Source organism: Bacillus sp. FJAT-27245, from assembly GCF_001273955.1.
Classification (GTDB): Bacteria; Bacillota; Bacilli; order Bacillales; family Cytobacillaceae; genus Bacillus_D.
This window is the reverse complement of the sequence record NZ_LIGI01000001.1, coordinates 897,182-918,542: the sequence shown is the minus strand read 5'-3', so window position 1 is coordinate 918,542 and position 21,361 is coordinate 897,182. Positions and strand designations below refer to the sequence as shown.

The following is a 21,361-nucleotide window of genomic DNA, read 5'->3' as shown; positions in this document are numbered from 1 at the left end:
CTCTCAGCTCCGTTCATGGATTTTTTCCACCTTGCAGGCGCCATTTTTAAAATGGGGCTGCTTGGAAACCTGGTCCCATGCTTCCAATGTCAGATTATTGGCTGCTTCCTGACTGGACAGGGCCCCAAAATGAAAGGGGATAAAAATTGACTTTGGCCGCACCGCATCAGTAATCCTCGCCGGAACACGGACCGTTCCCCTTTTCGTCGTAATCAAGACCATTTCGCCCATTTCGAGGTCCAGCTCTCCGGCGTCAGCGGGATTGATTTCCGCATAGGCCTCAGGTGAAGCAAGATGGAGCATCGGCGCCCTGCCCGTCTTTGTTCTAGTGTGCCAGTGAAAAACATTCCGACCTGTATTCAGTTCAAACGGATACTTTTCCCCCGGGACTTCAACCGGCGGCGACCAATCAAAACCATAGAGGATTGCCCGTCCATTGGCATTCAGTCGTTCGAATTCCCCCTTCGTCCTCGCCCTTCCTGTCTTGAGGTGCCTGCCGTACGATTCCGCGTAATCCGGGTGGGTGGGGAATGCCCCGTCCGTATACAGCCTTTCCTTCCCATTCGGGTACTGGTCGTTGCAGGGCCACTGGATGCCTCCGAGCCTTTCCATTTTTTCGTATGTCATCCCCGACATATCGCATGGACGGCCAGCAGAAACCCGTTTCCATTCATTAAAAGCCTCTTCAGGAGTCTTGTAAGAGATGAGCGGCCGCCCGTTTTTATCCTTGAAACCCATCCTTTTTGAGAATTCGAGCAGGATTTCAAAATCCGAAGGCAGGCCGAATGGCGGGTCGACGGCCTTGCGGAGGACATTGACGCGCCGCTCAAGGTTGGTCATCGTGCCTTCCTTTTCTCCCCACATCGCCGATGGCAGGACTAGATCGGCTAGTTCCGCCGTTTCACTCAGGAAAGGATCCTGGACAACAAGGAATGGCTTCTTTAGTGTTTCAACCATTTTGTTCCGGTGGGGAAGTGATACTGCCGGATTCGTATACATGACCCAAAACAATTCGATTTTCCCATGTTCAATCAAGTTCATGATTTCCATAATGTAGGTTTGCGGCCCTACCGGAAGCCGCTCGGGTTCAACTTTCCAAAGCCCGGCGATTTCACGGATATGTTCCGGATTGTCATTGTTCCTATATCCGGGATAAAAGCCAGCCCCGCCGGCCTCCCGGTTCGACATCGCGCTCGGCTGGCCGGCATGCTGGAACGGTCCCGATCCTGGCTTGCCGATTTTGCCCATAATCAAATGCATGGAATTCACCAGCGTCCCCGCGGCGGTTGCATCCATGCTTTGATACACTCCCTGAAGCAGAATGGTCAGCGTTTTCCCTGATCGGCCAATCCACTCTGCGCATTGAATCAGCTTTTCCTTTGGGACTCCGGTTATGTCTTCAACAAGCGAAGGTGTGTATTTTGCGGCAGTCCTTTCAAGCTCTTCATAACCAATCGTATGCCTTGTAATATACCCCTGGTCAATCCAGCCGTTTTTGATGATAAGGTGAATCAGGCCATTTAATATTGCCACGTTTGTGCCGCTTTTTGGCTGCAGGGAAAGGTCGGCCATTTTGTCGCTCAGGTCGCTCCGCGGGTCGATCTCGATAATTTTCGTGCCATTCCGCTGCCTCGCGCGTAGGACCCTTTCCCATAAAACCGTATTCGTTTCATTTGAATTGCGGCCGATAAAAACAATCACGTCGGCTAGGTCGACATCCTCCTCACAAGCGGGCGGGCCGTCTGAGCCAAAGCTTTCGATCAGGGCCCACTCTGCCGTCGCGGTGCAGAGCCTTGTATTGGCATCAACTTGATGCATTCCCAAGCCTGCCCGGGTGATTTTCGCAATTGTGTAATAGTCCTCGAGGAAAGCCTGTCCCGTATGGTACATCGCCAGCCCGCCGGGTCCTTTTTTAGCCAGAACCTCTTTTACTTTGCCGGTTAAGAGCGAGTAGGCATCCTCCCAGCTGGCGGACAGCAATTTTCCGTTGTGGCGGATAAGCGGGGCCGCGAGTCTGTCAACACTGTTATTCGCCCACCATTGGTTTTCTCCTTTCGGACCGAGCCTCCCCCGGTTTACTGGGTACTGTTCATTGCCTACGATGCCGACAATCTTTTCATCCTTTACGGCGATGAAGCACCCGCAGCCATTCGAGCATAGATTGCATGTTGAATAGACAAGGCGGTCAATTTTCCCCTGTGAGTAAATGTTCATATCCACCCTGGAAGAATCCCAGCCCATCCTGTTACCCCCTGCCTTTTACATAGCTTTTTAAAAGGATTTCCTGCTGGCCTATCGGGGGATCCATAGCGAACCTTCCTATCTTTCGATTTAGCAAAAATGGAGGGACCGGAGGCGTTGATGCCGCATAAACAGGGAGAGCCCCCATCGGGACGCCGGTTTCCATCCTGTACGGAGTAAAGAGGAGCTGCCGGATTGCAAGGTCGTCTTTCTTATTCATATCGCCACCACCTGGATATCGTTTTATTCATCCTATTCGGTGAAATGGACATTTATCCGTAAACGTTCTCTCCGTAGCCGAAGATGGCATGCGAAAAGCGCGAGTATTGTGTGGTAGGTCGTGCTATCAGCTGCTGAACACTTTGTGAAACAAGAAAATTCGGGGCGTGCCAGTGAATTGTTCGCATTTCCACAAAAAAACGCGTGGGATCGCTCCCGCGCGTCTAAAAAGTCTATGATAATTTAAGATATTCCAATACATCGCGGACAGCGGCTTCCCCCTGGTCAATGCAGTCGGGAAGTCCGACTCCTTCATAGGAGGCTCCGGCGAGGTAGACGCCTGGCAGTTCCTCCGATACATGCCTTCTCAACGTTTCAAGGCGTTGCCTGTGCCCGACCGTATATTGCGGCATCGAGTCCTTCCAGCGCGAAATCACGACAAATTCCGGTTTTTCGGTAATTTCCATCGTTTTGTTTAAGTCTTCAAGGACAATCCTGACAATTTTATCGTCGGACAGGTCAACTACCGTATCGTCACCAGCCCTTCCAACATAACAGCGGAGCAACGCCTTCCCGGGCGGAGCGGCGTGCGCCCACTTTTTATGCGTCCAGGTACACGCAGTAATCGTGTAATCGGCGTTCCTTGATACGACGAACCCGGTCCCCTCAATGTCTTTTTTAATCGCGCTTTCCGGAAACGCCATTGCGACGGTCGCCACTGATGTGGAGGGTATACTCTTCAGTGGTTCAAAAAACGGATACTCCGAAAAAACCGATTGGGCAACGTGATGCGGGACGGCCGAAATTACACAGTCCGCAATAATAGGTTCCCCGTTCGCCAGGTTTATTTCGTAAAAACCGTCTTCTTTTACAATGTTTGTTACCTTAAATCCTTTTAAAACAGAATTCGGCTCGAGCTTGCTCTCAATTGCATCGACAAAGGATTGCAGGCCCGTCCGGAAAGTAAGAAAACCACCGCCTTTGCTCTTCGCCGGAGCGGCCGGCTGCCTGGCAGCTGATGGTGTTGTTTTTTTCATGCCAAGAATGAGGCTGCGGTATTTTTGCTCAACCTGGTAAAATTGCGGGAACGTCGACATCAGGCTCATTTTGTCAATATCCCCTGCGTAAATACCTGAAAGAAGCGGCTCAATCAAATTCTCAACAACTTCATTACCAAGCCTTCTCCTGAAAAAGTGGCCAAGTGCCTGGTCCTTTCCAGCAGGAGATTTCGGAAGGATGAAGTCTGCCGCTGCCCGAATTTTACCAGGGATTGAAAATAGGCCGGTTGTAATGAACGGGGCAACCTCGGTCGGGATTCCCATGATTGAGCCTCCTGGCATTGGATGGAGCCTTTGATTGACGAGAACGTAAGACTTCCCTGTGGAATTGCTTACAAGCTCGTCTGCCATCCCCACTTCAGCCGCAAGCCGGGACATGCTTGTTTTCCTGGCCAAAAAGGAATCAGGGCCCCGCTCAATGATAAATCCATCTTTGACAACGGTTTGCATTTTTCCGCCGAGGCGGTGGGAAGCTTCCACGAGGACCACTTCAACAGGGAGATTCCTTTCGCGTGCAGCTTTCTGAAGGTAGTAGGCTGATGAAAGCCCAGCCATCCCTCCTCCTATGATTACGATTCGTTTCTTCCCTTCCACATCTATCGCCTCTTCTTTTTCCTTAGTCTATTCGCCTTTCCCGAGTGTTTTCAGGATGACGGTTGCCATGGCGTCAATAAAATCGGCCTGGCTATTCGGCATTTGCGGCCGGTAATACGCCGCACCAATTTCGTCTGTAACAACCTTGCATTCATAATCATTGTCATAAAGCACTTCTAGATGGTCTGACACGAAACCAACGGGCACATACACGAATGCCTTGTAACCGTGCTTTTCGTGCAGTTCCCTGGTCAGATCCTGAACATCCGGCCCAAGCCATGGCTCCGGAGTTTGCCCGGCGCTTTGCCACCCAACTGCATATTGGCTAATACCCGCCTCGGCTGCAATTAAATCGGCCGTTTCCTTCAGCTGATCCGGATACGGGTCACCAGATTGGAGAATCCGTTCAGGAAGGCTGTGCGCCGAAACGATAAGCACTGCCTTTTCCTTTTCGCCGGAAGGCATTTTTTCAAAAACGTCCTTGACCTTTTTGGCCCAGTGCGAAATAAATTTAGGCTCATCGTACCAGCTTTCGACTGAAACTATTTTTGGGCCGCCAAGCTTTTCCGCTTCTTCTTTCGCCCTTCCATTATACGATTTGACGCTGAAAGTTGAAAAATGGGGGGCAAGCACGATACTGACCGCTTCCTCTATCCCGTCTTCATGCATTTGTTTGACAGCATCCTCGATAAACGGATTGATATGTTTCAAGCCTAGATACATTTTAAACTCGATTTCTTCCTGAACTTCATTCAGCCTGTCTTCCAGGCCTTTCGCCTGCTCTTCCGTAATGTGGGAAAGCGGTGAAATACCGCCGATCGCCTCGTAACGGCCCCTTAATTCCTCAATCATTTCCTCGGAAGGCTTCCTGCCATGCCGGATATGGGTATAGTAGCGCTCAAGGTCATCAAGGGTATACGGTGTGCCGTAAGCCATAACCAGGAGGCCCATTGTCTTTTTTGCCATGTTCCACACCTCTGATTGCTTTATCTATTCTTTCGGTTGTTCAACCATGAACGGCAGGGATTTCTCCCTGCCGATTTGAGCTTGAGCCATATGCTTCCGCCTTTTTATTCACCTCATTGTTCATTGGAAAAGGCAGAAGTATGGGACTTTTCATCAGTAGGTTCTAAATCCTCCCCTGATGGAAGGCCCTTTTTATTTTGCCAAATAAATAGCGTGTTTGCCATCATTTATTTTTTACACATAGCAATTCTTGCTTAGCGGCCCAGTTTGGAAGCGGAATACTCATGGACGAACGCAGTCAGCCTCTTCAGGACATCCGGATTTACGGATGGGAAAACGCCATGGCCAAGGTTGAAAATATAACCAGGCTGCTCCATTCCCTGATCGAGGATTGCCTTTGCACGCTCCTCAATGAGTTCCCATGGCGCTAGAAGGATGGCCGGATCGAGGTTTCCCTGGACCGGCTTGGTAACGCCGAGTTTACGTGCTTCACTGATTGGAAGCCTCCAGTCCAGCCCGACGACATCAAGAGGCAGATCATTCCATTCGACGGCAAGATGGCTTGCACCGACGCCGAACATGATGAGCGGTACATTTTCTTCCCTAAGCTCGGAAAAAATCCGCTCCATTACAGGCTTGATATAGTAACGGTAGTCCGCGACATTCAGTGCGCCTACCCATGAATCGAAAATCTGAATTGCTTTCGCCCCTGCTTTAATTTGCGCCTTCACATATGCAATGGCTGTATCGGCAAGTTTGTCCATCAGGGCGAACCATGCTTTTGGTTCGGCATACATGAATGCCTTTGTTTTGTTATAATTCTTGGAAGGGCCGCCTTCGATCATATAGCTTGCAAGTGTGAATGGCGCCCCGGAAAACCCGATGAGCGGAACCGAAAGCTGCTCTTCTGTCAGGATTTTAATTGTTTCCAATACGTATGGAACATCTTCCTCCGGGTTGAGTTCCCCAAGTTTTTCAACATCCGCGACCGATTTGATCGGATTGGAAATGACCGGACCGATTCCTGCCTTGATGTCCACGTCTACTCCAAGCGCCGGTAGCGGGGTCATGATATCTTTATATAAAATTGCCGCATCGACATTGTATTGTTCAACCGGAAGGCGGGTAACGTACGCACACAATTCAGGCTGGTGGGTAATTTCAAACAGTGAATACTTCTCTTTGATGGCACGGTATTCAGGCTGGGACCGTCCCGCCTGGCGCATATACCATACTGGAACATGGCCTGTTTTCTCACCCCTCGCTGCCTTCAAGAACGTTTCGTTGATTTGTCTCATCTCATTTTCCACCTTTCGCAACTTCTCATTTAACATTCTAATATATTCACAGTAAAAATAGAAACCTTTCACATCTTTATACTGTTTTCACTATATCTGTTAATGTTGGGAGTGTATAGGTACAGCCGGCAACTGTCAAAAAAAAGTCGTTTTTGTGTTTGCAGGTCTGTAATAAAAGGAAAAATCTAATTGGGTTGACATTGTGCGGGGAAAAAATAATAGTTGGAGTTGATATGATGAACTTGTTTATGACCTCTGGAACGTATGATTTTTTGGAAAAGCTTGCGAAAAAACATGAGGGAGAGAAAATGGTAATTATGTCGGGAGATGACGGCGCCCTTCTTATCCATGAAACGGAGGGGAAAACCGTCTTCGCATCTCCGAGGAAGTTTGAAGTGCTCGAAGCAGTCGGGAATCTTGGCCATCCAGGCTTAGTCGTCATGAACAACATTCCTGTCACTGATGAAGGCAGGCCAGTCTTCGAATACCGGTTCAAAATCCGGGCCGGGAAAATCGAAAATACCCCCGGCTTCCAAGCCATCCGCGTCCTTAGGCCGATCAAGTCAAACACATATGTCATTTTAACTGCATGGGAAGATGAACTCGCCTTCCAGCGCTGGAAAGAATCAAACGACTTCGGAAAGTCCCACGGCCAAAGCAAACCCGAGCCTGGGCCAAGCATCTTCTCCGGCCAACCATACATCACCAAATATACAATCTCCGAAGAATAGGAAAGGACGAGGCAGCCGCCTCGTCTTTTTTGTTTTCGACAAACTTCGGGTGGTGCTTGGCACTGTTCGGTTTTCGACAAATTCCGGGTGGTGCCTGGCACTGTTCGGTTTTTTGCACCCTTCCCCGCACCCCTTCCTTCCTTTTTCATATTCTGTATTACATCGGGCATGGGCGGTTGGAGTGGTCTATTTCCCGGTGAATGAAGGGAGGATTTTTCCATGGTTGCGGAGCTTACGGCTCTCCACTGGATTTATGTTGTTTTTATCGGCCTTATCATCGGTTTTATGGTTATGAGGAGGGATACAACGCTTGTATGCATCACAGGCATCTTCATAATCGCCATTACCGCGACGGGTTCCCTGAGCGGCTCGGTCAGCAGTGTTTTTAACAGCTTCATATATGCTATCACGGAACTGCTGTCGACGATTCTCGTCATCTCCATTATTGTTGCGATGAGCAAAACGCTAACCGCGACAGGAATCAACGATGTCATGATATCCCCATTTTCGAAGCTCATACGGAACTCTACACTTGCCTACTGGACGATCGGCATCCTGATGATGGTCATTTCCTGGTTCTTCTGGCCATCGCCGGCAGTCGCGCTACTCGGAGCCGTTCTCTTGCCGGTTGCCCTTAGAGCCGGCCTGCCCGCACTTGGCGTCGCCATGGCGATGAACCTTTTCGGTCACGGAATCGCGCTTTCCGGTGATTTTGTTATCCAGGCTGCTCCGAAGCTGACAGCCGATGCAGCTGGACTATCAGTTAATGAAGTACTAAGCGCAAGCATTCCGCTTGTTTTCATAATGGGCACTGTCACAACGGTTGCAGCCTTCTATTTTTTAAAAAGGGATCTAAAAAACGGCAAGTTGACATCCTCAACGGGCGTTGTCCCCGGCGGTACCACTCATGCAACAAAGGCAGGCGCTTTGCTATTATCGCTTGGCAAAAAACGTTTCTTTGCCATCCTTGTCCCCTTGCTGTTCATACTGGATGTCGCAGCGATGTTCCTGTTGAAGCTTCAAGGCGGCGATGCAACAGCGTTGATTGGCGGTACATCAATTTTCATCCTTCTCGTCATCACTCTTACCGCCTATAGGAACAAAGGACTTGAAAAGACTACTTCCTATTTGGTTGAAGGCTTTCAATTTGGCTTCAAAGTATTCGGGCCCGTCATCCCGATTGCGGCTTTCTTCTATCTTGGCGATGCGGGTTTTGGAAAAATCATCGGAGATTACCTCCCCGACTCGTCGCATGGTATTGTTAATGATCTCGGCGCAGCCCTAGCCGGCCTCGTCCCGCTCAGCAAGGAAGTCGCGGCGGTTACCCTGACTGTAGTCGGTGCCATTACTGGACTGGATGGATCCGGATTTTCGGGCATTTCCCTTGCCGGTTCGGTCGCAGCATTATTTGCGGTCTCGATTGGCAAAGGCGCAGCCACTTTGACTGCGCTTGGTCAGATTGCCGCAATCTGGGTAGGCGGCGGAACCCTCGTTCCATGGGCGCTCATCCCAGCTGCAGCCATTTGCAATGTTGACCCATTTGAACTTGCGAGAAGGAATCTCGTTCCTGTACTGATCGGCCTTGCCGTTACAACCATCGCTGCGATGTTTCTCATTTAAGTTTGATATATTAAGACATTTTCAGAGCAATTCGGGGTTCGAAAGAGTCTTCATCAAGGTTATGAAGACTCTTTCACCTCGATTCAACCCCCGAAACTGTCCTCATCGGTGTTATGAAGACACTTTCAGCTGAATTCCGCCCCCGAAACCGTCTTCATCGGGGTTATGAAGACACTTTCAAGCCGGCGTAACACCCAAAATTGCTTTCATCCCTAAATAACATCACTATCCTCATACGGAAAAAAACAGCCCCGCGGCTGTTTTTTACTTTCTTTCTCTTTCTGTCTTCATAAAAGGATAAGCATCGCGCATTCTTTCATAAACTGCTATGAACAGCGCAGACCATAGAAACCCAAAAGCATAACCGCCGATAATATCCGATGGATAGTGGACGTTCAATATAATTCGGCTGGCCCCGATTAAAAGAACAGCTGCAGCCGAAAGAACAATTATACTCGTTCGCGCTACAGGGTTTTTGTACTCCTTCAGCAAAAAGTACGCAATCAGTATATAAAGGATTGACCCCATCATCGCATGGCCGCTCGGAAAACTAAGGCTTTTCACATGAACCAGATGCTCAAGCAAAGGCCTTTCCCGCCCAATCAAAACTTTCAAAAACTTGTTCAACTCGTTGCCAAACGCAACCGCAAGCGCAAAAATGCCCATTGCAAAATAATCCCTGCGCTTGAACAAAAGCCAAACCAGCATGATCAGCGCTGTTATCCCAACGCCCTTTTTATCTCCAAGATGGGTAATCCCAATAAAAATCGGGTCAAGGGAATCAGGAACCCCACTAAACATCCCCTTGACAACCCTGTCGACAAGCAGTTCCCTCCCCTGCAATACTCCAGGCAGGATAAGCAATAGAACCATAACTGAGAACGCCATGAATACTGGCAGCATTTTTTTCCTTTTCAAAAAACTATCCCCCTAATAATCAAGCCTTGGGGTTTGGTCCCCATCCAGCACCCTTAGCCGATACGCATTCATCGCTGTTTCACCCAAATGGCCGAGCAGCTTGTTGTTGGCATATGCCCCGACAACAGCCCCTATGCCAGGGACGAGCTGAAGCATTTTCGCAAGGTCGATATAGTCCCGGTATTCCTGCTGGAACTCGCGCCAGTCCATATCGGCGAGCGTCCTTTTCCTCTCCTCCCAATTCTCGATTGTATCGAGCGTTTCAAACCTCGTTTCATCGCTTGAAAAGGCCAATTGGAATACATGAAGGATAAACAGCCTTTCTTCATACTCCTCCGTATTAAAACCGTATACAGATGCGACTTCAAAAAGAAATTTCATTTTTATAGTTAATAGCAAGGGAAAGTCGGCAAGGCCAAGCAAAATTCCTCCAGCCCCCGTTTCTGCCCCTTCAATCATAGCGGTTTTTTGAAAAACATTGATTTTCTTCCTCGCCTCTTCATCCATTGCCTGAAGGGCAGGCCTTGGTTTCACCGGCTTTTTTGTTGTGAAATTGGACCCGGCCAGTGTCGCCTTGACCATTCCCTTTATTCCTTCCGTCAAGGCCTGATGCACTTTTTCGGGAATAAGCCCATTTATTTTTGTTTGCGCCTTTTTCGATAGCCGGTTAAACATACCCGACCGGGCCGATAATTTTCGCTTCCATTCAACAACTTCCTCATATACTTTCAATTCATACTCGTTCATTTGGAGAAAAACCTCTTTTCTGACGGGGCTGGCCCGTGTGGATTACCAGTATTTATTCCTAAGGTGGCTATTATACGAAAAAATCCCCTGCCAGTTTCAAATACCATTCTTCACATAATCCCCTGGATTTTCAAATACTTTTTTCAAAAAACCCCTTTCCAAATGGAAAGGGATCAATTTTTGAGTTTTCGTATGCTGTAATACCGGACAAAAACGAACGTGAACAGTGCGCCTAGAGCTAGCGAACCTAGTGCGGGGGCCAATTCACCCCTGAAAGCGATCGCGGTGGAAAAAACGACCGCCTGAACGGCCAGCACCAGACCAAGCATGTGCTGGAACGCGGCCTTTTTGGCGCCATCCGGGATTGGGTAGATATTTTCCCATAAGCTGTTTTCATGATGCGAAGCAAGCGGCATTAGCTGAAACCCGGTTAAATATAGAAAGAGCAGGGCGAAAAACACTTGTCCAGGCCAATAAGAGATAAGCCCGATGGCAAGCGCCCCCATAACCCCAAGCCTGATGGAAAGGCCAAGGTAATCGCCTGAACGCAAAAATGTCCGTGAAAGCAGATAAAGGGAGGCATGCCTTCTGCCAAACTGGATTCTCGCGAGCAAAAAATCGAGCCAGCGCCGCCTTTTCACACTTTCCTTCAAATGCGGGACATCCGTGAACATGTTCGCCAGCCTGTAGAAGGCCATCATCCGCCGTTCTTCCCCCGCGATTAGGGCTTCCCATTTCAAGCCTTTCCCTCGCGCAGCTGAAAGGCAATAGCCCAGATAAGCAAACAGGATTCCTACAAACGGGACCAGGATCAGAAGGCCATTCCAGCTAAATAGGAAATAACTGAAGGCCACATTCACTACAAATCGAATCACCTTGTCGGACGCCCTTTTTGAAGTATCGACCAAAAACGCAACCTTCCACTCCACGGCGATGTTCCAGGCCTTCAAAGCAAGCAGGATCAGCAGAATCGGCAAAAAGTTCCCGAATCCCGCTTCTGTCGTCCTGGCAACCAAAGGCATGAACAGCGCCAGCAGCATCAAAAGCACATACCCTTGCAAACCGCCGCTGGCAACAGCCGAACGGAGAAAATAGCCCTGAAGCCTGTCTTCAACCGGCAGGAGGAATACTTTATCAGGTTCTTTCAAAAAATTGTAGACAGGGCTGAACGTGAGCGCCACCCCAAAAACAATGCCCATGATGATTTCCGTCGGGAAGCCCGGGTCGACTGTGTTCAGCCAGCCTTGGTAATAGTATGCGGCAGTCCCCAACAGGAAAAAGAGCACAATGACCAGGTGGCCGTTAAAAATATATTTCAGGTACCGGCCAAGCTCTTTCATCGTTTTGCCGGCTCGTTCACTCCACATCTTATTCCCGTCAAACATGGCTTTCTTCCTTCGTCAGCTGGATATAGATGTCATCAAGGGTCGCGCCCGGCATTGAGAATTCACGCCTCAGCTCTTCAAGTGTCCCTTTTGCCCGGATTTTTCCTTCATGGAGAATGACAAATTTATCGCAATACCGTTCTGCGGTTGCCAGGATGTGCGTCGACATCAGGATGCCGGCACCATTCTGTTTCATTTTATTCATCAAGTCCAACAGCGACTGAATGCCCAATGGATCAAGGCCCACAAACGGCTCGTCCACGATATAGAGGGACGGCTGGACCAGGAACGCGCAAAGGATCATTGCCTTTTGCTTCATCCCCTTCGAAAAATGGGCAGGGAACCATTTAAACCTTTTCTCCATCCTGAACTCCTTCAGAAGGAGCGGCATTCGTTCCTTATACTGAGCCCGATCGAGCCCGTACGCCATTGCCGTCAGTTCAAGATGCTCCTCAAGTGTCAGTTCTTCATAAAGGATTGGCGTCTCGGGGATAAAGGTAAATTGTTTTCGGTACTCTTCCTTATTCTCCTTAAAGGATTTGCCGTTTATCCTGATTTCGCCCTTGTGAGGCTCCATCAGGCCGATGATATGCTTAATGGTCGTACTTTTCCCGGCTCCGTTCAGGCCAATCAGCCCGACGAGCTCCCCTGCACCGACCTCGAAGGTGACATCCTTCAATACAGGATTTTTCGTATAGCCGCCTGTAAATCCGTCAATTGATAATAAAGACATAGTAAACGCCCTTCCTCGCTTAATACCTTCTATTTTAGCAAAAATTCCCCTTCTTGCGAAATATGGACCCTTTTTTAAAAAGAACTATGGAAATCGATTCCACCTATAGTCCACTCCCTTTTTGGCCATTCTATTGATGAAGGGGAACAAGCTTACACCAGATTGAAGAGGGGTGTCTGTCAAAGACAGTTTCGATTCAAGATAAGCTGCTTCCACAACGTTCAAACCGAGGGGATGGTTGTCTTGCACAGGCCTTTCGACCAATAACGGCACCGGACTGCCTGACTCGCAGGCGGCATTTTAAAAAAATGAGGTGTTTGCCAAAGAACATCAAACAGCCTTATACGTTGAAGACAACTTATAAGAGTTTGGAGATGGTCATCTTGGACGAATCCGTTTAAGCCTGTACATTTCATTGCCAAATGAGGTGTTTGTCAAAGAAACTTCCTGATTGGACGAAACAAAGAAGATTTCCCCTTCACGAGGGCGGGATTCCACGCGGATCCCGTCCTTTTCGGACGACCTTCCACTTAGCCGGCCATAATGGTTTTTCAGCTTGCATTTTTATGCTAAAATACGGGAAAACATTGAAGGGTGTGGTATGGATGGATAACTGCATTTTTTGTAAAATTATCAAGGGTGATATTCCGTCGGCAAAGGTGTACGAGGATGAACATGTCTTCGCATTCCTTGACATTAGCCAGGTGACAAAGGGGCATACTCTTGTGATTCCAAAAGTACATAAAGAAAACATTTACGAGCTTACCCCCGAAATTGCCGCGAACCTTTACAAAGCCGTTCCGGCAATCGCCAGCGCGCTAAAGGAAGAGTATTCGCCAATCGGTTTGAACACACTGAACAATAATGGTGAAAAAGCCGGCCAGTCCGTGTTCCATTTCCATCTTCACCTCCTTCCGAGATACGGGCAGGGCGATGGGTTTGGCGCGGTTTGGAAAACAAACGAGAGCGGCTATACAGGTGAAGATTTGCAAGCCATGGCCAAGGCAATCGCCTCACATATTCGTTAACCTGGCTGATTTTGCCTGATTTTTTGAAAATTAATCCTTTTCGCCAGCGGTTCTTTTATGCTATAATGACAACAAGTTTTTCGCTGCAGGCAACGAGCGCACTGCAGGAGGAACGAAACAAATTAGCTTAGATAAGCAGAGGAGAGATGAGAAATGAATACGAAGAACCTTGTAATCCTGTCCCTATTGATTGGTATCGGGGCAGTGCTCCACGCTGTCATCCCCGGAATCGGGAACGGCATGAAGCCGGATATGATGCTAACGATGATGTTCCTTGGGATTATGCTTTTTCCTGATAAAAGGAATGTCCTCCTGGTCGGGATCGTCACAGGCGTATTGTCTGGTTTGACCACCACATTCCCTGGCGGTTTATTCCCGAACATCATTGACAAGTTTGTTACCGCATTTGTGTTTTACCTGCTGTTCCTTGCGCTTAAGAAATTCAGCCAAACGCTTGTTGGGGCTGGCGCATTGACCGCCGTTGGGACGATTATTTCAGGAGCCATCTTCCTTGGCACAGCCCAATATCTCGCGGGCCTTCCAGGGTCGATGACATTCACCGCGCTGTTTGTTGGCATTGTCATTCCAACAACGGTACTCAACACAATTATCATTGCGATTGTTTATCCAATTGTCCAATCGATTATGAAACGGAGCGGCTATGTGCCAACAAATGCTGCTATCCAGGAACAGAAATAATTTATAGAACGCAAAGAGCCCGGACTGCACCGGGTTCTTTTTTTTTATTAAACATTTACCCGCATTTTTCGGCATTTGCATTTTTTCCAAACCCCTCCATTATCCCAAAAAAACAATCAACATGCCAAATATGAAAAAAAGTACCGCACCTGCAGCAAGGGCGGCTGCCCGTGCTTTCAAAAGCTGTTTTGGCGGATACATTCCTGGCCTTGTGTAAAGCGCAACTTGGTACAGGGCAGCAACCGCAAGCAAGGCCCCTGCCAAAAAGAATAGAAATGCGGCAGCCTTCATTTTAAAAGCCTCCTTTGGCTTTTTATCAAATATTCGCCTGCCAACGAGTTTAACGGGCGGCGCGGAGGTTTAATATTTTCGTTTTGTGCTATTAAAGACTATGGCTGGATTTGTCATCCTATTCTCAAATTGGGTAAAATATAGGGAAGGCAATTCATTTAGTGAGGTGTATAAAATGGGAGCAAAACGATTTTTGTATGGATTCCTTCTTGGAAGCGCTGCCGCCGGTCTGGCCACGCTGTTCTCGGCGCCACAGTCGGGCAGGGAAACCAGGGAAGCCATAAAAACGAATAAAGACCTGTTTGTCAGCCAATTGAAGGACTTGAAAGCAAGCATTATGGATGTAAAGGAAGCATCGGCACATGCCACCAAGGAAGGCCGTGTCCATGTCTCCCATTTCATTCAGGAAGTAAATACGGCAATCGGAAAATGGAAGGCCGAAACATTGCCACAGCAGATTGAAATCCAAAAGGAACTGGGTGAAATTGAGGCGGCGATCAGCCAGCTCGAAACCGAATTGGCTTCTCACCAACCAGAAAAAAGCGCCCACCACTGAAAAAAGTCCTTCTTCTGCCCACTGCAGAGGAAGGATTTTTTTAAAAAATTTGCTTTTTACGGAAAAATATATCAATTTCTAAAAATTTAGTAAATTTATATCTTTATTAATTTTTATTTTATTGGCATAATGATAATATAGAAAATAAGAATGTTTTGGCAAATATGCCCCTCCTGCCCTAAGTTTTACTGACGGCTTTAAGGACAGTGTCCCATGGTTTCGCCCGGGAGCCTCGTCAACTACATTTTTTAAGAGGTGAGAAAAAAATGGCTGAAAAACAATATAGCATGAAAGAAGCGATGCTCTTTAGCCAGCGAATTGCCCAGTTAAGCAAAGCCTTATGGAAATCGGTTGAGAAGGATTGGCAGCAGTGGATTAAACCTTACGATCTCAACATTAATGAACACCACATTTTATGGATTGCCTATCACCTGAACGGCGCGTCCATTTCCGATGTGGCCAAATTCGGTGTCATGCATGTTTCAACAGCTTTTAATTTTTCCAAAAAGCTAGAAGAACGAGGTCTGCTGCAATTTTCCAAAAAGGAAAATGATAAGCGCAATACGTATATTAAACTGACCGAGATGGGCGAATCAATTTTGCTTGAACTAATGGAAGCGTACGACCCCGGCAGCAATTCGGTCTTTTCGGGAGCGATGCCCTTAAGGGAGCTATACGGAAAATTCCCGGATATCATTGAAATGATGGCCATTGTCCGCAATATTTATGGTGATGATTTTATGGAGATTTTTGAGAAATCGTTCCATAACATTGAGTGTGAATTTACCGAAGAAGATGGCAAGCTTCGTAAAAACGGCAAATCAAGGGAAGTCGTCTAATTAAACATACTTCTTCAATTCACTCATTAACGAAAGATACAATTTTTGCTCTAAGCACGCATGGACAACGTCCCTGGGATTTAGCTTTGGAGATAATAACGATAGGAATTCCTGAAAAAGCGGATGAAAATTCAAAAACCCTTCCGCTTTTTGTTCTTCCAACCGTTTGTTCATTTCCTCACACAATAAGAAAAACTCGTTTGTTTCTCGTTCGGATAAATTGCTTTCGACCACTAGTTTCGTAAATTGGTATTTTGTGCCGCCAAGCACCTCGGCCATGATCCGAAGATGATACTCGAGTGTCCGAATTTTTTCGTCAATTTCTTTTAGATCCATTCCAAACCCTCATTTCCCCTTCCTTCTCCCCTTCTATTATTCACCTTTTCACGTTTAAGGTAAACCTTAAAGTAATAGGATTGCCTTGTGGCAGGAAGGAATTTGGAACTTTCCTTTTTAAAAATTTTTTGATATTGTAAATTAGCACGACATATACAAGGGGGGAGTCTTGGTGAACTACATTTTTATTATTTTTGCATTTTTTATCCTATATTCGGTCAATAGGTTGACAACCTCCCTTTGTATCCAAAAGGAAATACCCGAAGAGAACCAGCAAAGGGTTTTTAGGACCATCAACATACTGGTGACAATCCTGTTGATTTCATCTTATGTAGAAGTACTTTTTTCATAAAAAGCTGGTCGGCGCGATTAAACATAATGGAACATGGGGCTTACCTGCCTCCATGTCCCACTTGTTTATAGCCAGGCAGCCCCTACAATAATCAATAGAATGAATAGGACGACAATTAAAGCAAAGCCCCCACCGAATCCTCCATGGCCCATAACGGCACCTCCCTTACCGAAAGCTACCATATACTATTCCTTTCCTTCTCCTTTCGAAATAGGCAACCGTCCACATGCATTTCTTTAATTTCCCACAGCATTCCGGCTCTTTCAAATCATAACCGCCATCCGGCCGGCAATTTATTTTTCCCCGCAGATTTTTGGCACTCATGGCCATTTATGATATAGTAATGGATGTGGGTTAAAAACCTGCTAGAAATTTACTTTTTAGGAGAGATACATCATGAAAAAATGGATGCTTGCCCTTGCTCTCACTGGCGGGGTTATGACCCTTGGCGCTTGCAATAATGCAGCGAATGGAAACAGCGGAGAAACTGTTGCCGAAACGAAAGCCGGCAATGTCACTAAAGATGATATGTATAACCTTATGAAGGACAAGGCTGGACAACAGGCACTTCAGCAGCTTGTTTATGAAAAAGTTCTCTCTGATAAATACAAAGTGACCGATGAAGAAGTGAATAAAAAGATTGACGAATTGAAGAGGGATCTCGGCCCGAATTTCGAAGCAGCAATTGCCCAATACGGATATAAAAGCGAGGAAGACCTGAAAGAAACATTCAGGATTGGCCTTCTCCAGGAAAAAGCGGCCCTGAAGGACGTAAAAGTGACTGAGAAGGAAATGAAGGATTACTACGACAATTACAAGCCTGAAATCAAGGCGCGCCACATCCTGGTTAAGGATGAAGCAACCGCAAAGACAGTGAAAGAAAAGCTTGATAAAGGTGCAAAGTTCGAGGACTTGGCAAAAGAATACTCAACTGACACCGGTTCCGCAGCTCAAGGCGGCGACCTTGGCTGGTTCAGGCCTGGCACTGGCAAAATGGTCGAGGAATTCGATACCGCGGCTGCGAAGCTAAAGAAGGGTGAAATCAGCGAACCTGTTAAATCCGAATTTGGCTACCACATCATCCAGGTTACAGACATTAAAGAAAAGAAATCTTATGAAGATATGAAAAAAGACATCGAGTACGAAGTGAAATCTGCGAAGGTTACCCCGGAAATGATTAACGAAGCGATGCAGCGTGAGCTCAAGGATGCAAACGTAAAAATCAAGGACAAAGATCTGAAAGACACCTTTGAAACCGGGACGCAACAATAATCCAAAAGCGATATACGGGACAAGCCCCATTAAAAAAACCTGTGCAAAATTACTGCACAGGTTTTTTTGGTTCCATTTTCCGAACCGCCCCTCTGCCTTCCATGAGCTGCTTTAGTGGAGGTACTGAAATCCCAAAAAGGATCAGGATGACACCGAGCCATTGTAAAGTTGAAACTTGTTCTTTTAAAACAAAAATGGAAACGATGATGGCAGCAGGCAGCTCAGCGCCGCCAAGGATTGTCGCGAGGCCAGGGCCTGTTTTCGGCGAACCGATGGAAAAGAAAGTTATCGGGATTGCTACACCCAATACGCCTAGCATGATTCCATATTTCAAAAGTCCCTCTCCAAGCGAACCATCATAAATAAATCCCGGGGAATAACAAAAAATTAATAGCAACGTTGCACCGGCGGACATGCATAGTCCTTTTAATAAAAATGGCACATCAGTCCCCAGCCTACCGCTTATAAAAATAAAGAAAGAAAACGTGACGGCCGATAATAATCCAAATACAATCCCTTTTACTTCAAAATCCTGGGCGCCCTCACCTAACATTCCGCTGGCGAGCAGTGTCCCAATCAATAGAACGGCAACAGAGATAATCTTTTCCCTGCTAGGGAATCGCCTGTCGATCAATGCTTCAAGCACAATCCCAATCCAGGTAAATTGAAATAACAGGACGATGGCTATTGAGGCTGGAATGGTTTGCAGCGATATGCCATAAAAGATTCCGGTCAGGCTGCTGCTCGTTCCTGCCAGGATTAATATTCCGATTTTTTTTAAGGGGACCCGTTTCCTCGAAACCAAAAGGTATAGGAGCAATAAGAAAAACCAGCCAAAAAAATACTGGCTGGTGATGACCTGGCCAACCGTAAATCCATCCTGGTAAGCTAGCTTGATTATCGCGGCAATCACCCCGTAACTGCATGCTCCAATAAAGACAAAAAGCGGATATTTGATTGATTTTAACATAGATGCACCTTCTAAAATATCGTTAGGGGATCCCGCCGCAACCGATTGGAACCGGCGGGATGCATTAAGGGGAGAATTATTTTTTCAAATAGCCGATAAAGTCGTTAAGGAACCGTTCATGGTCGACTTCAACACAAATGCTGACATTCGGCTCTTTCTTAAGGATATTCCTGAAATCTGCAATCGTCTGGCCATAGCTCAATTCACTTTTTGTTTCAACATCGACATAAACCTTTTCCGTCTTTACGTAGCCAGGGTCGAAAGCTACGCCGGCAGCAAGCGGGTCATGCAAGGCGCATCCGTTAATGCCGTACAGCCCTGCGGAAAAATTCCTGTATACCTCGGTGCTTGTCCGGACAAAGTCATAATACTTCGTCCCTTTTAATTCTTCAATATGCTCTTCCATCAACAGAACCTGCCGCGTTACATCCAAACTTACGAGGGTAATATCCAAGCCTGAATGGAAAACGATCCGGGCTGCCTCCGCATCTGCGTAAATATTGAATTCCGATGTCGGAAGCGTGTTTCCTCTTCCGGCAGATTGTACTAACCCGCCCATGATAACGGCTTTGCCGATCCACTCTGCGATTCTTGGCTCTTTCCTTAAAGCCAGGGCCAGGTTTGTGAGCGGCCCTACCATGACGAGGGTCAACTCTCCTTTATGTTTCTTCGCCTGCTCGATGATAAAATCGGGTGCAAACAAATCGTTATCAGGCACATCAGCGTGAATATGGTTGAGCGCCCCGCCAATTCCATCATTCCCGTGGACGCGAAATTCATGATACGGCTGCCTGATAAGCGGAGCGGATGCCCCTTTGTAAACATTTATATTATTCTCAAGCCCCATAAATTTTAACAGGCGGTTTGTGTTGACTGCCACCTGCTCAAGCGGTACATTTCCGGAAACCGTGGTAATTCCGAGAATATCAGCTTGTCCGCTGTTCGCCGCATAAATCAGGGCCAGGGCATCATCCACCCCAGTATCAACATCAAAGATGACCTTTTTCATATCTATATTTCCTCCATTTGTTCTTTTAGAAATAGATTCCCGCAATAGCTCCGCTCATTAGGTTTGCAAGCGAACCGGCCATTAAAGCCCGGAAAGCCATGCTCTGAATTACACTTTTCTTATTAGGGGCCATGGAAGAGAGTGCTCCAACCAGAATCCCAATTGAACCAAGATTCGCGAATCCGCAAAGCGTGAACGTAATGACTGCCTGCGCTTTTGCTGAAAATTCGCCCATTTGCCCTGCATAGGAAGTAAAGGCAACAAATTCATTGAATACGAGTTTTTGGCCAATCAGGTTCCCTGCCATCACTGCTTCATTCCAAGGAATACCGATAATAAAGGCAATTGGTGAGAATAGATAACCAAAGATCAATTGCAGGGAAAGCTTGTCAAACCCGATTAAACTCCCAATTCCGCCAAGCAGCCCATTGACAAGGGCAACAAGGCCGATGATGGCAACGAGCATGACCGCAACACCGAATGCAATTTTTGCCCCATCATTCGCCCCATCCATGATTACTTCCAAAATGTTTCTTCTTTTCTTTGTTTCTTCCGATGCACCAGCAGCGGCTTTTAAATTAATTTCTGTATTGTCCTCAGTTTCAGGCATAAGCATTTTTGCCATAACGAGCCCTGCCGGAGCGGACATGAAGGATGCAGCAATTAAATATTCAATGGAGACGCCCATTGCCGCCAAGCCAATCATGACGGCCCCTGATACAGACGCGAGGCCACCTACCATAACGGCAAATATTTGTGACTTTGTCATATGGGGAAGGTACGGCTTGATAACAAGCGGCGCTTCCGACATCCCAACGAAAATATTGGCTGTTGCCGACATTGATTCCGTTTTGCTAACTTTTAAGATTCTTGAGATGAACCCGCCAATGATTTTAACAAAAAATTGCATAATGCCAAGATAGTACAATAGTGAAATTAAAGCTGATAAGAAGATTACGATCGCCAATACCCTGACCGCGAATACTGATCCGGCCGGCCCGGTTTTATCCGCCAGGCTTCCGAACACAAATGCCAGGCCGACGTCGCCATAGTGGATAACTTTATTGACACCATTCGAGGCCGCCTGCAGCACCTCACGTCCAAGCTGTGATTTTAACACAATATACCCAAAGACAAGCTGCAAAAGAAAACCAAGCCCTACTGTCCGAAAATTGATTGCCTTCCGGTTTCCCGACACGAGATAGGCAATGCTAAAGATAATGGAACAGCCCATTAAGCCCCATAAAATATTCATTTTGCTACACCCCAATGTTGTTTAATTTTTTTATTTTTGTTCTTCCATTCTTGCTGGCGATGAAATTCAATTGGCCAGCCCTTTTAAGTAACCGGTTTCATATACTTAGAAAAAAAAACGGCCAATAAGTGAGCAGCTTTTTTCCCAAGGTATACTTTTGTTGTGTAACCGATTACACATAGCTTCCACATCTATTCTTGTTGATGGCCTAAAAGATAGTATTTCTTAAGTTGAAATTCCCCCT

Annotated in this window: 23 protein-coding genes; 8 read left to right on the top strand and 15 right to left on the bottom strand. The window is 47.0% G+C overall.

The window, feature by feature from the left end:
- Positions 1 to 3: 3 nt before the first annotated feature.
- The 5 genes from ADU24_RS04460 to hemE form a co-directional block, all read right to left on the bottom strand.
- Positions 4 to 2,241 carry a molybdopterin oxidoreductase family protein gene (locus tag ADU24_RS04460; RefSeq protein WP_053365496.1) on the bottom strand — a complete coding sequence of 746 codons (2,238 nt, stop codon included), beginning with the start codon at positions 2,239 to 2,241 and terminating at the stop codon, positions 4 to 6.
- Between the two features lie 4 nt (positions 2,242 to 2,245).
- On the bottom strand, positions 2,246 to 2,461 hold the full coding sequence (locus ADU24_RS04455) for a hypothetical protein (RefSeq protein ID WP_053365495.1): 216 nt from the start codon (positions 2,459 to 2,461) through the stop codon (positions 2,246 to 2,248).
- Between the two features lie 232 nt (positions 2,462 to 2,693).
- On the bottom strand, positions 2,694 to 4,112 hold the full coding sequence (gene hemY / locus ADU24_RS04450; protein ID WP_053365494.1) for a protoporphyrinogen oxidase: 1,419 nt from the start codon (positions 4,110 to 4,112) through the stop codon (positions 2,694 to 2,696).
- Positions 4,113 to 4,139: 27 nt separating this feature from the next.
- A complete protein-coding gene (gene hemH / locus ADU24_RS04445; RefSeq protein WP_053365493.1) occupies positions 4,140 to 5,078 on the bottom strand; it encodes a ferrochelatase in 939 nt (312 codons plus the stop codon).
- A gap of 254 nt (positions 5,079 to 5,332) precedes the next feature.
- Positions 5,333 to 6,376, bottom strand: coding sequence for a uroporphyrinogen decarboxylase (hemE, locus tag ADU24_RS04440; RefSeq protein ID WP_053365492.1), 1,044 nt, complete (start codon positions 6,374 to 6,376; stop codon positions 5,333 to 5,335).
- Positions 6,377 to 6,612: 236 nt separating this feature from the next.
- Here hemE and ADU24_RS04435 point away from each other — a divergent pair, with 236 nt between their 5' ends.
- The gene (locus tag ADU24_RS04435; protein ID WP_053365491.1) at positions 6,613 to 7,107 is read left to right on the top strand and encodes an antibiotic biosynthesis monooxygenase family protein; all 495 of its coding nucleotides are present in this window, start codon (positions 6,613 to 6,615) and stop codon (positions 7,105 to 7,107) included.
- Between the two features lie 219 nt (positions 7,108 to 7,326).
- Positions 7,327 to 8,727 (top strand): hypothetical protein, encoded by a 1,401-nt coding sequence (locus ADU24_RS04430; RefSeq protein WP_053365490.1) that lies wholly within the window; start codon positions 7,327 to 7,329, stop codon positions 8,725 to 8,727.
- A gap of 264 nt (positions 8,728 to 8,991) precedes the next feature.
- Here the strand turns inward: ADU24_RS04430 and ADU24_RS04425 are convergent, their stop codons facing one another.
- From ADU24_RS04425 to ADU24_RS04410, 4 genes are all read right to left on the bottom strand, one after another.
- Positions 8,992 to 9,645, bottom strand: a complete 654-nt coding sequence (locus tag ADU24_RS04425; protein WP_053365489.1) for a phosphatase PAP2 family protein — start codon at positions 9,643 to 9,645, stop codon at positions 8,992 to 8,994.
- A 12-nt stretch (positions 9,646 to 9,657) separates the two neighbouring features.
- Positions 9,658 to 10,392, bottom strand: coding sequence for an EcsC family protein (locus ADU24_RS04420; RefSeq protein WP_053365488.1), 735 nt, complete (start codon positions 10,390 to 10,392; stop codon positions 9,658 to 9,660).
- Positions 10,393 to 10,565: 173 nt separating this feature from the next.
- Positions 10,566 to 11,777: an ABC transporter permease gene (locus ADU24_RS04415; protein ID WP_053365487.1), complete on the bottom strand. Its 1,212-nt coding sequence runs from the start codon at positions 11,775 to 11,777 to the stop codon at positions 10,566 to 10,568.
- Positions 11,770 to 12,510 carry an ABC transporter ATP-binding protein gene (locus tag ADU24_RS04410; protein ID WP_053365486.1) on the bottom strand — a complete coding sequence of 247 codons (741 nt, stop codon included), beginning with the start codon at positions 12,508 to 12,510 and terminating at the stop codon, positions 11,770 to 11,772. Before ADU24_RS04410 ends, ADU24_RS04415 begins: the two co-directional genes overlap by 8 nt.
- A gap of 605 nt (positions 12,511 to 13,115) precedes the next feature.
- On the opposite strand from ADU24_RS04410, the gene ADU24_RS04405 reads away from it, so the two are divergent.
- Both ADU24_RS04405 and ADU24_RS04400 read left to right on the top strand, forming a co-directional pair.
- Entirely contained in the window at positions 13,116 to 13,538 is a 423-nt protein-coding gene (locus tag ADU24_RS04405; protein WP_053365485.1) for an HIT family protein, read from the top strand.
- Between the two features lie 153 nt (positions 13,539 to 13,691).
- Positions 13,692 to 14,237 (top strand): tryptophan transporter, encoded by a 546-nt coding sequence (locus ADU24_RS04400; RefSeq protein WP_053365484.1) that lies wholly within the window; start codon positions 13,692 to 13,694, stop codon positions 14,235 to 14,237.
- Positions 14,238 to 14,336: 99 nt separating this feature from the next.
- Here the strand turns inward: ADU24_RS04400 and ADU24_RS04395 are convergent, their stop codons facing one another.
- A complete protein-coding gene (locus ADU24_RS04395; RefSeq protein ID WP_053365483.1) occupies positions 14,337 to 14,528 on the bottom strand; it encodes a hypothetical protein in 192 nt (63 codons plus the stop codon).
- A 175-nt stretch (positions 14,529 to 14,703) separates the two neighbouring features.
- Here ADU24_RS04395 and ADU24_RS04390 point away from each other — a divergent pair, with 175 nt between their 5' ends.
- Both ADU24_RS04390 and ADU24_RS04385 read left to right on the top strand, forming a co-directional pair.
- Complete coding sequence (locus ADU24_RS04390; protein WP_197277471.1) at positions 14,704 to 15,084, top strand: YtxH domain-containing protein; 381 nt, start codon at positions 14,704 to 14,706, stop codon at positions 15,082 to 15,084.
- Positions 15,085 to 15,350: 266 nt separating this feature from the next.
- A complete protein-coding gene (locus ADU24_RS04385) occupies positions 15,351 to 15,923 on the top strand; it encodes an HTH-type transcriptional regulator Hpr (RefSeq protein ID WP_053365481.1) in 573 nt (190 codons plus the stop codon).
- Here the strand turns inward: ADU24_RS04385 and ADU24_RS04380 are convergent, their stop codons facing one another.
- Positions 15,924 to 16,259 carry a DUF1878 family protein gene (locus tag ADU24_RS04380; RefSeq protein ID WP_053365480.1) on the bottom strand — a complete coding sequence of 112 codons (336 nt, stop codon included), beginning with the start codon at positions 16,257 to 16,259 and terminating at the stop codon, positions 15,924 to 15,926.
- A gap of 172 nt (positions 16,260 to 16,431) precedes the next feature.
- Here ADU24_RS04380 and ADU24_RS04375 point away from each other — a divergent pair, with 172 nt between their 5' ends.
- A complete protein-coding gene (locus ADU24_RS04375; protein WP_053365479.1) occupies positions 16,432 to 16,611 on the top strand; it encodes a hypothetical protein in 180 nt (59 codons plus the stop codon).
- Between the two features lie 65 nt (positions 16,612 to 16,676).
- Here ADU24_RS04375 and ADU24_RS04370 read toward each other — a convergent pair whose 3' ends face one another.
- Positions 16,677 to 16,763: a YjcZ family sporulation protein gene (locus ADU24_RS04370; protein ID WP_156324665.1), complete on the bottom strand. Its 87-nt coding sequence runs from the start codon at positions 16,761 to 16,763 to the stop codon at positions 16,677 to 16,679.
- A 244-nt stretch (positions 16,764 to 17,007) separates the two neighbouring features.
- Between ADU24_RS04370 and ADU24_RS04365 the strand changes: the two genes are divergently transcribed.
- The gene (locus ADU24_RS04365; protein WP_053365477.1) at positions 17,008 to 17,883 is read left to right on the top strand and encodes a peptidylprolyl isomerase; all 876 of its coding nucleotides are present in this window, start codon (positions 17,008 to 17,010) and stop codon (positions 17,881 to 17,883) included.
- A gap of 49 nt (positions 17,884 to 17,932) precedes the next feature.
- On the opposite strand, the gene ADU24_RS04360 is transcribed toward ADU24_RS04365, so the two are convergent.
- The 3 genes from ADU24_RS04360 to ADU24_RS04350 all read right to left on the bottom strand — a co-directional run bounded on the left by ADU24_RS04360 (position 17,933) and on the right by ADU24_RS04350 (position 21,117).
- Positions 17,933 to 18,853, bottom strand: a complete 921-nt coding sequence (locus ADU24_RS04360) for an EamA family transporter (RefSeq protein ID WP_053365476.1) — start codon at positions 18,851 to 18,853, stop codon at positions 17,933 to 17,935.
- Between the two features lie 76 nt (positions 18,854 to 18,929).
- Positions 18,930 to 19,862: a nucleoside hydrolase gene (locus ADU24_RS04355; RefSeq protein WP_053365475.1), complete on the bottom strand. Its 933-nt coding sequence runs from the start codon at positions 19,860 to 19,862 to the stop codon at positions 18,930 to 18,932.
- A 25-nt stretch (positions 19,863 to 19,887) separates the two neighbouring features.
- Positions 19,888 to 21,117, bottom strand: coding sequence for a NupC/NupG family nucleoside CNT transporter (locus ADU24_RS04350; RefSeq protein WP_053365474.1), 1,230 nt, complete (start codon positions 21,115 to 21,117; stop codon positions 19,888 to 19,890).
- Between the last annotated feature and the right edge of the window lie 244 nt (positions 21,118 to 21,361).